The organism is Pseudomonas sp. 9_2_1, from assembly GCF_059295275.1.
Genome location: NZ_CM181239.1, coordinates 1,392,717 through 1,406,606 on the forward strand (window position 1 = coordinate 1,392,717; position 13,890 = coordinate 1,406,606).

At 63.2% G+C, this 13,890-nt stretch carries 10 protein-coding genes; 7 read left to right on the top strand and 3 right to left on the bottom strand.

Going from position 1 to position 13,890, the window contains the following annotated elements; all coding sequences use genetic code 11:
• Positions 1–28: 28 nt before the first annotated feature.
• From AC5O5I_RS06290 to ubiG, 3 genes are all read right to left on the bottom strand, one after another.
• Positions 29–769: a YciK family oxidoreductase gene (locus AC5O5I_RS06290; protein ID WP_172286132.1), complete on the bottom strand. Its 741-nt coding sequence runs from the start codon at positions 767–769 to the stop codon at positions 29–31.
• Positions 770–838: 69 nt separating this feature from the next.
• Positions 839–1,510 carry an N-acetylmuramic acid 6-phosphate phosphatase MupP gene (gene mupP / locus AC5O5I_RS06295; RefSeq protein WP_494512227.1) on the bottom strand — a complete coding sequence of 224 codons (672 nt, stop codon included), beginning with the start codon at positions 1,508–1,510 and terminating at the stop codon, positions 839–841.
• A 2-nt stretch (positions 1,511–1,512) separates the two neighbouring features.
• The gene (gene ubiG, locus AC5O5I_RS06300) at positions 1,513–2,211 is read right to left on the bottom strand and encodes a bifunctional 2-polyprenyl-6-hydroxyphenol methylase/3-demethylubiquinol 3-O-methyltransferase UbiG (protein ID WP_172233371.1); all 699 of its coding nucleotides are present in this window, start codon (positions 2,209–2,211) and stop codon (positions 1,513–1,515) included.
• 110 nt (positions 2,212–2,321) lie between these two features.
• Here ubiG and mtnA point away from each other — a divergent pair, with 110 nt between their 5' ends.
• From mtnA to rpsA, 7 genes are all read left to right on the top strand, one after another.
• Complete coding sequence (mtnA, locus tag AC5O5I_RS06305) at positions 2,322–3,398, top strand: S-methyl-5-thioribose-1-phosphate isomerase (protein ID WP_172232536.1); 1,077 nt, start codon at positions 2,322–2,324, stop codon at positions 3,396–3,398.
• 276 nt (positions 3,399–3,674) lie between these two features.
• Entirely contained in the window at positions 3,675–6,437 is a 2,763-nt protein-coding gene (gene gyrA / locus AC5O5I_RS06310) for a DNA gyrase subunit A (protein WP_172286133.1), read from the top strand.
• A 256-nt stretch (positions 6,438–6,693) separates the two neighbouring features.
• Positions 6,694–7,779, top strand: coding sequence for a 3-phosphoserine/phosphohydroxythreonine transaminase (serC, locus tag AC5O5I_RS06315; protein WP_172232397.1), 1,086 nt, complete (start codon positions 6,694–6,696; stop codon positions 7,777–7,779).
• Complete coding sequence (pheA, locus tag AC5O5I_RS06320) at positions 7,779–8,873, top strand: prephenate dehydratase (protein WP_494512228.1); 1,095 nt, start codon at positions 7,779–7,781, stop codon at positions 8,871–8,873. The genes serC and pheA overlap by 1 nt, the downstream gene beginning before the upstream one ends.
• Before the next feature lie 254 nt (positions 8,874–9,127).
• On the top strand, positions 9,128–11,335 hold the full coding sequence (locus AC5O5I_RS06325) for a bifunctional prephenate dehydrogenase/3-phosphoshikimate 1-carboxyvinyltransferase (protein WP_372242460.1): 2,208 nt from the start codon (positions 9,128–9,130) through the stop codon (positions 11,333–11,335).
• Complete coding sequence (gene cmk / locus AC5O5I_RS06330) at positions 11,332–12,018, top strand: (d)CMP kinase (protein WP_494512229.1); 687 nt, start codon at positions 11,332–11,334, stop codon at positions 12,016–12,018. The genes AC5O5I_RS06325 and cmk overlap by 4 nt, the downstream gene beginning before the upstream one ends.
• A 124-nt stretch (positions 12,019–12,142) precedes the next feature.
• Entirely contained in the window at positions 12,143–13,819 is a 1,677-nt protein-coding gene (gene rpsA / locus AC5O5I_RS06335) for a 30S ribosomal protein S1 (protein WP_172230678.1), read from the top strand.
• The last annotated feature ends 71 nt before the right edge of the window (positions 13,820–13,890 follow it).

Sequence of the window (13,890 nt, forward strand, 5' to 3'; positions counted from 1 at the left end):
GGCGATAGGGGCCGGACAGGCAAAAGCTTTACTGGGCGTTCAGCGCCTGCCCATTCACCGCCTTGCTGTCCGGCCCCATCAGGTATACATACACCGGCATGATCTCTTCGGGCAGCGGGTTGTTCTGCGGGTTTTCGCTGGGGTAAGCCTGGGCCCGCATCGCCGTGCGCGTGGCGCCCGGGTTGATGCTGTTGGAGCGCACCGGCGCCACACCCTCCAGTTCATCGGCCAGGGTCTGCATCAGGCCTTCGGTGGCGAACTTCGACACCCCGTAGGCGCCCCAGTAAGCCCGCCCCTTGCGCCCGACGCTGCTGCTGGTGAACACCACCGAGGCGTCTTCCGACAGTTTCAGCAGCGGCAACAGGGTGCTGGTGAGCATGAAGGTGGCATCGACGTTGATGTGCATCACCCGCATGAAGTTTTCACCCGACAGCTGCTCCAGCGGCGTGCGCGGGCCGATGATCGAGGCGTTGTTGAGCAGGCCGTCGAGGCGGCCGAACTGGTCCTCGATCATCACGGCCAGCTCGTCGTACTGATGGGGCAGGGCGGTTTCCAGGTTGAACGGGATCACCACCGGCTGCGGATGCCCGGCGGCTTCGATCTGGTCATACACCTCGTTCAGGTTGGCCTCGGTCTTGCCCAGCAGCAGCACAGTGGCGCCCAGCGCGGCGTAGGCCTTGGCAGCAGCGGCGCCAATGCCGCGGCCGGCACCGGTAACCAGGATGACCCGGCCTTGCAGCAGGTCGGGGCGGGCGGTGTAGTCGAACATGGTTCTGTCCTTCGTGTTCGTTGGCGCAGCACCGCTCCCACGGGGACTGTGCTGCGGTCCAGGCGGGGTTCAGCAGCCGCACAGCGCGCTGTCGATCACTTTGCGCAGGTCCAGCGGGTGGTCCACCACCACGTCGGCACCCCAGTTGTTGGGGTTGTCCTCTGGATGAATATAGCCGTAGCGCACGGCCGCCGTGCGGGTGCCGGCATCGCGGCCAGACTCGATGTCGCGCAGGTCGTCACCGACGAACAACACGCTGGCCGGGTCCAGGCCCAGGGTGGCGCAGGCCAGGATCAGTGGCTCGGGGTCGGGCTTGCTGTTTTTCACGTGGTCCGGGCAGATCAGCAGCGCCGAGCGCTCGGCCAGGCCCAGTTGCTGCATGATCGGCTCGGCGAAGCGCACCGGCTTGTTGGTGACCACGCCCCACAGCAGGTTGCCCTTCTCGATGTCGCCCAGCAGCTCGGCCATGCCGTCGTACAGTTTGCTGTGCACCGCGCAGTCGCGCTGGTAGCGCTCCAGAAACTCCAGGCGCAGGGCCTCGAAGCCTTCTGCCTCCGGGTCCATGGCAAAGGTGGCGGCGACCATGGCACGGGCGCCCCCGGAAATCACGTCGCGGATGCGCTGGTCGTCAATGGCCGGCAAGCCGCGTTCGGCGAGCATGGCCTGGCAAATGGCGATGAAGTCCGGCGCCGTGTCGAGCAAGGTGCCGTCCATGTCGAAGAGTACTGCTCGCAAACGCATGCTCATTCCTCGCGCAGGGTCTGGATCATGTAGTTGACGTCAACGTCGCTGGCCAGCTTGTAGTGCTTGGTCAGCGGGTTGTAGGTGAGACCGATGATGTCCTTCACCTGCAGGCCGGCATCGCGGCTCCACGCGCCCAGCTCGGACGGGCGGATGAACTTCTTGAAGTCGTGGGTACCGCGGGGCAGCATCTTGAGGATGTACTCGGCGCCGACGATGGCCAGCAGGTAGGCCTTGGGGTTGCGGTTGATGGTGGAGAAGAACACCTGGCCGCCGGGCTTGACCATGCGGTAGCAGGCGCGAATCACCGAAGACGGGTCGGGCACGTGCTCGAGCATTTCCAGGCAGGTGACCACGTCGAACTGTTCGGGCATTTCTTCGGCCAGGGCTTCGGCGGTGATCTGCCGGTAGTCCACCTGCACGCCCGATTCCAGCTGGTGCAGCTGGGCCACGGCCAGGGGCGCCTCGCCCATGTCGATACCGGTCACCGTGGCGCCGCGCAGGGCCATCGCTTCGCTGAGGATGCCGCCGCCGCAACCCACGTCCAGCACTTTCTTGCCGGCCAGGCTGGCGCGTTCATCGATCCAGTTGACGCGCAGCGGGTTGATTTCGTGCAGCGGCTTGAACTCGCTTTCGCGGTCCCACCAGCGGTGGGCCAGCGCTTCGAACTTGGCGATTTCGGCGCGGTCGACGTTGCTCATTGAACAGTCCTCTGAAACTTCGCAAAATTGCGCAGGAGTATACCCGAGCGCTCAGGGCCGAGGGTCGCTATAATCGCCGGCTTTTGATATCCGAACGACGGGGAGAGGCGATGCGCGAGCGACTTTTGGCGGCGGAGAAGGTGACCGGGATCCGCTGGCAGGGCGGCGTCCTGCACCTGCTCGACCAGCGCCTGTTGCCGTCCGAGGAGCGCTGGCTGGCCTGCGACAATGTCGCGCAGGTGGCCGCAGCCATCCGCGACATGGCGGTGCGCGGCGCCTCGGCCATCGGCGTTGCCGCAGCCTACGGCCTGGTACTGGCGCTGGAAGAGCGGCTGGCCGAGGGCGGTGACTGGGAAATGGACCTCGAAGAAGACTTCCTCAGCCTGGCCGAGGCGCGCCCCACCGCCGCCAACCTGTTCTGGGCGCTGAACCGCATGCGCGAGCGCCTGCTGCGGCTGCGCCAGGGCGAAGACGTGCTGCGGGCGCTGGAGGCCGAAGCCGTGGCCATTCATGAAAGCGACCGTGAAGCCAACCTGACGATGGCGCAGTACGGCATCGAGCTGATCCGCCGGCACCAGGGCAATGCCCAGGCCCTGCTCACCTACGGCAACGCCGGTGCCCTGGCCAGTGGCGGTTTCGGCACCGCGTTGGGGGTGATTCGCGCGGGCTATCTGGAAGGCATGGTCGAGCGGGTATATGCCGGCGAGACCCGTCCGTGGCTGCAAGGCTCGCGGCTGACCGCCTGGGAGCTGGCCAACGAAGGCATCCCGGTGACCTTGTGCGCCGACTCGGCGCTGGCTCACCTGATGAAGAGCAAGGGCATTACCTGGGTGGTGGTGGGGGCGGACTGCATTGCCGCAAACGGCGATGTGGCCAGCAAGATCGGCACCTACCAGCTGGCGGTCAGTGCCATGCACCATGGGGTGCGGTTCATGGTGGTCGCGCCGAGCACCAGCATCGACCTCAACCTGGCTACTGGCGAGGAGATTCCGCTGGAAGAGCGTGAGGCCGATGAGTTGCTGGACTATGCCGGTACCCGGGTGGCGCCGGATGTCGAAGTGTTCAACCCGGTATTCGATGTGACCCCGGCTGACCTGATCGATGTAATTGTGACCGAGCGCGGGATTGTCGAGCGTCCGGATACGGCCAAGCTGGCGCAGTTGATGTGTCGCAAGCGGTTGCATTGATAATTGTGCCGGCCTCTTCGCGGGGGCACAGGCAACAAAAAATCAAGATTCAAACCCACTTCTTGCTACCCGCCACATCTCCCCACTGCCCCGCCTTTGTGGTAACATCCGGCAGTTTCCAAGACCGCCCATCACGGCGGCCTTCATTGCGCAGATCCATGGCACAACTCATTGATTTGTCGTAAGTCGTCGCACGCTTATACGCTGCGGCGGCGAGCTTCGTTCGGCCCTTGATGGAGCTGCGAAGTTTCACCAGAAAAAGGAATCAGGCTTCTCATGGGCGAACTGGCCAAAGAAATCCTCCCGGTCAATATCGAAGACGAACTGAGACAGTCTTACCTCGACTACGCGATGAGCGTGATTGTCGGGCGAGCGCTGCCCGATGCACGTGACGGCTTGAAGCCCGTGCATCGTCGCGTTCTCTATGCGATGAGCGAACTGGGCAACGACTGGAACAAACCGTACAAGAAATCCGCCCGTGTGGTCGGTGACGTGATCGGTAAGTACCACCCGCACGGCGACACTGCGGTCTACGACACCATCGTGCGTATGGCCCAGCCGTTCTCGCTGCGTTACCTGCTGGTCGACGGCCAGGGCAACTTCGGTTCGGTGGACGGCGACAACGCTGCGGCCATGCGATACACCGAAGTGCGCATGACCAAGCTGGCCCACGAGCTGCTGGCCGACCTGCACAAGGAAACCGTCGACTGGGTGCCCAACTACGACGGCACCGAGCAGATCCCGGCGGTCATGCCGACCCGTATCCCGAACCTGCTGGTCAACGGCTCCAGCGGTATCGCCGTGGGCATGGCGACCAACATCCCGCCACACAACCTCGGTGAGGTCATCGACGGCTGCCTTGCGCTGATCGACAACCCGGAAGTCACCATCGATGAGCTGATGCAGTTCATCCCCGGGCCAGACTTCCCGACTGCCGGCATCATCAACGGTCGCCAGGGCATCATCGAGGCCTATCGCACCGGCCGGGGCCGCATCTACATGCGCGCCCGCTCCGAAATCGAAGACATCGACAAGGTCGGTGGCCGCCAGCAGATCGTGATTACCGAGCTGCCGTACCAGCTGAACAAGGCGCGCCTGATCGAAAAGATCGCCGAGCTGGTCAAAGAGAAGAAGATCGAAGGCATCACCGAGCTGCGTGACGAGTCCGACAAGGACGGCATGCGCATCGTCATCGAGCTGCGTCGCGGCGAGGTGCCCGAGGTGGTGCTCAACAACCTCTACCAGCAAACCCAGCTGCAGAGCGTGTTCGGCATCAACGTGGTGGCCCTGATCGACGGTCGTCCGCGCCTGCTCAACCTCAAGGACCTGCTTGAAGCGTTCGTCCGTCACCGCCGTGAAGTGGTGACCCGGCGTACCGTGTTCGAGCTGCGCAAGGCCCGCGAACGCGGCCATATCCTTGAAGGCCAGGCGGTCGCGCTGTCCAACATCGACCCGGTCATCGCCCTGATCAAGGCTTCGCCGACGCCGTCCGAGGCCAAGGAAGCGCTGATCACCACGCCGTGGGAATCCAGTGCCGTGCAGGTCATGGTCGAGCGCGCCGGCGCCGATTCCTGCCGCCCTGAAGACCTGCCGGAGCAGTACGGCCTGCGCGAAGGCAAGTATTACCTGTCGCCGGAACAGGCCCAGGCCATCCTCGACCTGCGCCTGCACCGCCTGACCGGCCTGGAGCACGAGAAGCTGCTGGCCGAGTACCAGGAAATCCTCGAGCAGATCGGCGAGCTGATCCGCATCCTCAGCAGCGCCGAGCGCCTGATGGAAGTGATCCGCGAAGAGCTGGAAGCGATCCGCGCCGAGTACGGCGATGTGCGTCGCACTGAAATCCTCAATGCCAGCCACGACCTCAACTACGGCGACATGATCCCGGAAGAAGAGCGCGTGGTGACCATCTCCCACGGTGGCTATGCCAAGACCCAACCATTGTCGGCCTACCAGGCTCAGCGCCGTGGCGGCAAGGGCAAGTCGGCGACCGGTGTGAAGGACGAGGACTACATCGAGCATTTGCTGGTCGCCAACAGCCACGCCACCCTGTTGCTGTTCTCCAGCAAGGGCAAGGTGTACTGGAAGAAGACCTACGAAATCCCGGAAGCGTCGCGTGCTGCCCGTGGTCGCCCGCTGGTCAACCTGCTGCCGCTGGAGGAGGGTGAGCGCATCACCGCCATGCTGCAGATCGACCTCGAGGCCCTGCAGCAGAACGCCGACCTCGACGAAGAACTGGAAGACGCCGATGACACCGTGCTCGAAGGTGAGCTGGTAGAGCCTGAAGAAGTCGACGAAGAAGAAGGCGATACCCCGGAGTGGGTGGCAGAGCCGACCGGCGCGTATATCTTCATGGCCACTGCCTCCGGCACCGTCAAGAAGACCCCGCTGGTGCAGTTCGCCCGCCCGCGCTCCAACGGCCTGATCGCCCTGAAGCTTAAAGAAGGTGACACCCTGATTGCTGCGGCCATCACCGACGGTGCCAAGGAAGTCATGATGTTCTCCGACGCCGGCAAGGTGATCCGCTTCGCTGAAAGCGTGGTGCGCGAAATGGGCCGTACCGCCCGTGGCGTGCGCGGCATGAAGCTGGGCAAGGGGCAGCAGATCATCTCCATGCTGATCCCCGAGTCCGGCGCGCAGATCCTTACCGCCTCCGAGCGTGGCTTTGGCAAGCGCACCCCGCTGTCCAAGTTCCCGCGTCGCGGCCGTGGTGGCCAGGGCGTGATCGCCATGGGTACCAAAGGGCGCAACGGCCTGCTGGTCGGTGCCATCCAGGTGCAGGAAGGCGAAGAGATCATGCTGATCTCCGACCAGGGCACGCTGGTGCGTACCCGGGTTGGCGAGGTGTCCAGCCTCAGCCGCAACACCCAGGGCGTGACCCTGATCAAGCTGGCGACCGACGAGACGCTGGTAGGTCTGGAGCGTATCCAGGAGCCATCCGAGGAAGAGCTCGATGATGTGATCGAGAACGACGAGGAGGGCGTCGAGGCCGATGCGCCCGACGATGAAGCTGCTGGTGCCGAAGAGGCCCCGCAGGAATAAGCAAGCGTAAAACCCGAACGGGGCGACCAAGGTCGCCCCGTTTGACTGATGACAGTAGGCCTTTGGGGCCGCTGTACGGCCCATCGCCGGCAAGCCAGGCTCCCACAGGTAAGGCGCCAGCCTGAAGTTTGTGCGTTCCCTGTGGGAGCTGGCTTGCCGGCGATGGCCTGCAGGGCAGGCCCATGGCAGGTGACACAGATTCATCGGGTCAGCACTGAATTTAGAATTTGTACCATTTGGCAGAGCGAGAGTGGATGTGAGCAAACGAGCCTTTAACTTCTGCGCAGGCCCTGCCGCGCTTCCTGACGCTGTCTTGCAGCGCGCCCAGGCCGAGATGCTGGACTGGCACGGCAAGGGCTTGTCGGTGATGGAGATGAGCCATCGCAGCGACGATTACGTGGCCATCGCCGAAAAGGCCGAGCAGGACCTGCGTGACCTGCTGTCCGTCCCCTCCAACTACAAGGTGCTGTTCCTGCAGGGCGGCGCCAGCCAGCAATTCGCCGAAATCCCGCTGAACCTGCTGCCGGAAAACGGCACCGCCGACTACATCGAGACCGGCATCTGGTCGAAGAAGGCCATCGAGGAAGCGCGCCGCTTCGGCAACGTCAATGTCGCCGCCAGCGCCAAGCCGTTCGACTACCTGGCCATCCCGGGCCAGAACGAGTGGAACCTGACCAGCAATGCGGCCTACGTGCACTATGCGTCCAACGAAACCATCGGTGGCCTGCAGTTCGACTGGGTGCCGCAGACCGGTGACGTGCCGCTGGTGGTCGACATGTCGTCCGATATCCTCTCGCGCCCGATCGACGTGTCACAGTTCGGTCTGATCTACGCCGGTGCCCAGAAAAACATCGGCCCGAGCGGCCTGGTGGTGGTGATCGTGCGTGAAGACCTGCTGGGTCGCGCCCGCAGCAGCTGCCCGACCATGCTCGACTACAAGGTCTCGGCCGACAACGGTTCGATGTACAACACCCCGGCTACCTACTCCTGGTACCTCTCGGGCCTGGTCTTCGAGTGGCTGAAAGAGCAGGGTGGCGTCGACGCCATGGAGCAGCGCAACCGCGCCAAGAAAGAGCGCCTGTACGGCTTCATCGACAACAGCGATTTCTACACCAACCCGATCAGCGTCAACGCCCGTTCGTGGATGAACGTGCCGTTCCGCCTGGCTGACGAGCGCCTGGACAAGGCCTTCCTCGCTGGCGCCGATGCCCGCGGCCTGCTCAACCTCAAGGGCCACCGCTCGGTGGGCGGCATGCGCGCTTCCATCTACAACGCCTTGGGCCTCGAGGCTGTGGAAGCCTTGGTTGGCTACATGGCCGAATTCGAGAAGGAGCACGGCTGATGTCCGAACAGGAACTCAAGGCGCTGCGCGTGCGCATCGACAGCCTTGACGAGAAGATTCTCGAGCTGATCAGTGACCGCGCCCGTTGCGCCGAAGAAGTGGCGCGGGTCAAGACTGCCTCGCTGCCAGCTGGCGAAAAGCCGGTTTTCTACCGCCCCGAGCGTGAAGCCGCCGTGCTCAAGCGCGTGATGGAACGCAACAAGGGCCCGCTGGGCAACGAAGAGATGGCGCGGCTGTTCCGCGAAATCATGTCGTCGTGCCTGGCCCTGGAGCAGCCGCTGAAAATCGCCTACCTGGGCCCTGAAGGTACTTTCACCCAGGCAGCGGCCATGAAGCACTTCGGCCATGCGGTAATCAGCCGGCCGATGGCTGCCATCGACGAAGTGTTCCGTGAAGTGGCGGCCGGTGCCGTCAACTTCGGTGTGGTGCCGGTGGAAAACTCTACCGAAGGTGCGGTCAGCCACACCCTGGACAGCTTCCTCGAGCACGACATGGTGATTTGCGGCGAAGTCGAGCTGCGTATTCACCACCACCTGCTGGTGGGCGAGAACACCAAGACCGACAGCATCACCCGCATCTACTCCCACGCCCAGTCGCTGGCCCAGTGCCGCAAGTGGCTGGACGCGCACTACCCGAACGTGGAGCGCGTGGCAGTGTCGAGCAACGCCGAGGCCGCCAAACGGGTCAAGGGCGAGTGGAATTCGGCGGCGATCGCCGGTGACATGGCGGCCAGCCTGTATGGCCTGACCCGCCTGGCCGAGAAGATTGAAGACCGCCCGGACAACTCCACGCGCTTCCTGATGATCGGCAGCCAGGAAGTGCCGCCGACCGGCGACGACAAGACCTCGATCATTGTTTCGATGAGCAACAAGCCGGGTGCGTTGCACGAGCTGCTGGTGCCGTTCCACCAGAACGGCATCGACCTGACCCGCATCGAGACCCGCCCCTCGCGCAGCGGCAAGTGGACCTACGTGTTCTTCATCGACTTCGTCGGCCACCACCGCGACCCACTGATCAAGGCGGTGCTCGAGCAGATCAGCCAGGAGGCTGTGGCGCTGAAGGTGCTGGGCTCGTATCCGAAGGCGGTGCTTTGATTCAAGGCCAATGGGGCCGCTCTGCGGCCCATCGCCGGCAAGCCAGCCCCCACAAGTACAGCGCAAGCTCGCAGGTTTGCAGTGTCCCAGTGGCCTCGCAGGGGCCGGGCAACTTTCAGGTTTGCACGGTCCCTGTAGGAGCTGGCTTGCCGGCGATGGGCTGCAAAGCAGCCCCAATGGCCCTAACAGGCTGTCTAGATTTCTGAACAGGGTTCGCACCAGTGGTAAAAGCAGCAAAAACCAAACCCGCGCCAATCATCAACCGGCTGGTCGTGGTCGGCCTCGGCCTGATCGGTGGCTCGTTCGCCAAGGGCCTGCGTGAAAGCGGCCTGTGCCGCGAAGTGGTCGGTGTCGATCTGGATGCCCCCTCGCGCAAGCAGGCCGTGGCCCTGGGCGTGGTCGACCGCTGCGAAGAAGACCTCGCCGCCGCTTGTATGGGCGCCGACGTTATCCAGTTGGCGGTGCCGATCCTGGCCATGGAAAAGCTCCTGACGCGCCTGGCGCAGCTGGACCTTGGCGCTGCCATCATTACCGACGTCGGCAGCGCCAAGGGCAACGTGGTGCGTGAAGCGCGCGCCGTCTTCGGTGCGCGCCTGCCGCGCTTCGTCCCGGGCCACCCCATCGCCGGTTCCGAGCAGAGCGGGGTGGAGGCCTCCAACGCCGCGCTGTTCCGCCGTCACAAGGTCATCCTCACGCCGTTGGCAGAAACCGACCCAGCCGCGCTGGCCCTGGTCGACCGCCTGTGGCGTGCGCTGGACGCAGACGTCGAGCACATGCCGGTCGAGCGCCATGACGAAGTGCTGGCCGCCACTAGCCACCTGCCGCACCTGCTGGCCTTTGGCCTGGTCGATTCGCTTGCCAAGCGCGATGAAAACCTCGAGATCTTCCGGTACGCTGCGGGGGGCTTCCGCGATTTCACGAGGATCGCTGGTAGCGACCCGACCATGTGGCATGACATCTTTCTTGCCAACCGCGACGCTGTGCTGCGCACGCTTGATACATATCGCAGTGATCTCGACGCCTTGCGCGACGCGATCGCTGAAGGGGACGGGCACCAGCTGCTGGGTGTATTCACCCGCGCTCGGGTGGCCCGCGAGCATTTCAGTAAAATCCTGGCCCGCCGGGCCTATGTGGACGCTATGAACGCCAACGATCTGATTTTCCTGGCCCAACCAGGTGGCCGCCTGTCCGGACGCATCCGTGTACCGGGCGACAAGTCGATTTCCCACCGCTCGATCATGCTCGGCTCGCTGGCCGAAGGCACCACCGAGGTCGAGGGTTTCCTCGAAGGTGAGGATGCACTGGCGACCCTGCAGGCATTTCGTGACATGGGTGTGGTCATCGAAGGCCCCAGCCATGGTCGCGTGACCATTCACGGTGTCGGCCTGCACGGCCTCAAGCCACCACCCGGCCCGCTATACGTGGGTAACTCCGGCACGTCGATGCGCCTGCTGTCGGGCCTGCTGGCCGGCCAGTCGTTCGACGTGACCATGACCGGCGACGCCTCGCTGTCCAAGCGCCCGATGAACCGTGTGGCCAACCCGCTGCGCGAAATGGGTGCGGTGGTCGAGACTGGCCCTGAAGGCCGTCCGCCGCTGACCATCCGCGGTGGCCACACGCTCAAGGGGCTGACCTACACGCTGCCGATGGCCAGTGCCCAGGTCAAATCCTGCCTGCTGCTGGCCGGCCTGTATGCCGAAGGCAAGACCACCGTCACCGAGCCTGCGCCTACCCGCGACCACACCGAGCGCATGCTGCGCGGCTTCGGTTACCCGGTCGAAAGCAATGGGCCGGTTGCCTCGCTGCAATCCGGTGGCAAGCTGACTGCAACCCGCATCGAAGTACCGGCCGACATTTCCTCGGCGGCGTTCTTCCTGGTGGCGGCGTCCATTGCCGAAGGCTCCGAGCTGGTACTGGAGCATGTCGGCATCAACCCGACCCGTACCGGTGTAATCGACATCCTGCGCCTGATGGGCGGCGACATCACCCTGGAAAACCAGCGTGAAGTGGGTGGCGAGCCGGTCGCCGACCTGCGCGTGCGCGGTGCCAGGCTGAAGGGTATCGACATCCCTGAGAACCTGGTGCCGCTGGCCATCGACGAGTTCCCGGTGCTGTTCGTCGCTGCCGCCTGCGCCGAAGGCCGCACCGTGCTGCGTGGTGCCGAGGAGCTGCGGGTGAAGGAGTCCGACCGCATCCAGGTCATGGCCGATGGCCTGATCACCCTGGGTATCAAGTGCGAGCCTACCCCGGACGGCATCATCATCGACGGCGGCCAGCTGGGCGGCGGCGAAGTGCATGGCCACGGTGATCACCGCATCGCCATGGCCTTCAGCGTCGCCTCGCTGCGTGCCAGCGCGCCGATCCGCATCCATGACTGCGCCAACGTCGCCACCTCGTTCCCCAACTTCCTGGCGCTGTGCGCAGAAGTCGGCATTCGCGTGGCAGAAGAGGGTAAGTCGTGAGTTCGCAAGCACCCATCATCACCATCGACGGGCCAAGTGGCTCTGGCAAGGGCACGGTTGCCGGGCTGCTGGCACGCGAGCTGGGCTGGCGGCTGCTCGATTCCGGTGCGCTGTACCGCCTGCTGGCGTTCAACGCCAGCAACCACGGCGTCGACCTGACCAATGAAGAGCTGCTGACCAAGCTTGCCGCCCATCTGGATGTGCAGTTCATTGCGGCCGAGCCCGGTAAGCTTCAGCAGACGATCCTTGAAGGCGAGGACGTCAGCCAGGTGATCCGCACCGAAACCGTCGGTGCCGGTGCCTCCATGGTCGCCTCACTGCCTGCGGTGCGCGATGCGCTGCTTCAGCGTCAGCGCGCTTTCCGTGAACTGCCCGGCCTGATCGCCGACGGCCGCGACATGGGCACCGTGGTGTTCCCGGACGCGCCGTTGAAGGTCTTCCTTACTGCCAGTGCAGAAGAACGTGCTCGTCGCCGTTACCTGCAGTTGAAGGGCAAGGGTGAAGATGTTAGTCTGTCGAGTCTGCTGGATGAGATTCGTGCGCGTGATGAGCGCGACACCCAACGCGCAGTGGCCCCGCTGAGACCAGCGGCCGATGCCATTCAGTTGGACTCTACCGAGTTGTCCATCGAGCAGGTGCTGCAACGTATCAGAAGCGAGATCGCATTACGCGACATTGCCTGATAGCCAGGAAAGCAGGCAGGTGCACCAGTCAACGTCCTGCCGGCTTTCCTTTACTTAAAACAAACCCACATTGTCTGGAATGTGGCGATGGGCGTCTGTTTCGCCCGAATCTACAGGAATTAAAATGAGCGAAAGCTTTGCAGAACTCTTTGAAGAAAGCCTGAAAACCCTCAATCTTCAGCCGGGTGCGATCATCACCGGTATCGTTGTCGACATCGACGGCGACTGGGTTACCGTACACGCTGGCCTGAAGTCCGAGGGCGTCATCCCGCTCGAGCAGTTCTACAACGAAGCTGGCGAGCTGACCATCAAGGTCGGTGACGAAGTTCACGTTGCGCTGGACGCGGTCGAAGACGGCTTTGGCGAAACCAAACTGTCCCGTGAAAAAGCCAAGCGCGCCGAGTGCTGGATTGTTCTGGAAGCAGCTTTCGCCGCCGAAGAAGTGGTCAAGGGCGTTATCAACGGTAAGGTTAAAGGCGGCTTCACTGTCGACGTTAACGGCATCCGTGCGTTCCTGCCGGGCTCCCTGGTTGATGTCCGCCCTGTGCGCGACACCACCCACCTGGAAGGCAAAGAGCTGGAATTCAAGGTCATCAAGCTGGACCAGAAGCGCAACAACGTTGTCGTTTCCCGTCGCAGCGTGCTGGAAGCCGAGAACTCCGCCGAGCGCGAAGCCCTGCTGGAAACCCTGCAGGAAGGCCAGCAAGTCAAAGGTATCGTCAAGAACCTCACCGACTACGGCGCATTCGTGGACCTGGGCGGCATCGACGGCCTGCTGCACATCACCGACATGGCCTGGAAGCGCATCAAGCACCCGTCGGAAATCGTTAACGTTGGCGACGAAGTCGACGTACGCGTTCTGAAGTTCGACCGTGAGCGTAACCGCGTTTCGCTGGGTCTGAAGCAGATGGGCGAAGATCCGTGGGTAGCTATCACTGCCCGTTACCCAGAAGGTACCCGCGTACAAGCGCGCGTTACCAACCTCACCGACTACGGCTGCTTCGCTGAGCTGGAAGAAGGCGTTGAAGGTCTGGTACACGTTTCCGAAATGGACTGGACCAACAAGAACATCCACCCGTCGAAAGTCGTTCAGGTTGGCGACGAAGTGGAAGTCATGGTTCTGGACATCGACGAAGAGCGTCGTCGTATCTCCCTGGGCATCAAGCAGTGCAAGTCCAACCCATGGGAAGACTTCTCCGGCCAGTTCAACAAGGGTGACAAGATCACCGGTACCATCAAGTCGATCACCGACTTCGGTATCTTCATCGGTCTGGACGGCGGCATCGACGGCCTGGTTCACCTGTCCGACATCTCCTGGAACGAAACCGGCGAAGAAGCCGTACGTCGTTTCAAGAAGGGCGACGAGCTGGAAACCGTCATCCTGTCGGTCGACCCAGAGCGCGAGCGCATCTCCCTGGGCATCAAGCAGCTGGAAGACGATCCGTTCTCCAACTTCGTTGCTGTCAATGACAAGGGCGCTATCGTCCGTGGCATCGTGAAAGAAGTTGACGCCAAAGGCGCCATCGTCACTCTGGCCGACGACATCGAAGCTACTCTGAAAGCTTCCGAAATCAGCCGTGACCGCGTTGAAGACGCGCGTAACGTTCTGAAGGAAGGCGAAGAGATCGAAGCCAAGATCATCAGCGTTGACCGCAAGTCCCGCGTTATCAGCCTGTCGATCAAATCGAAAGACGACGCTGAAGAGCGCGAAGCCATCCAGAGCCTGAAAAACGCTCCGGAAGCGGCTGCCGACACCACCATGGCTGCGCTGCTGCGCGAAGCAATGGCCAAACAGAACTGAGTTCTGTTTGATCGGTAAAAAAGGGCGACCCTCGGGTCGCCCTTTTTTTATGCCTGCGAATTTCTAGGGCC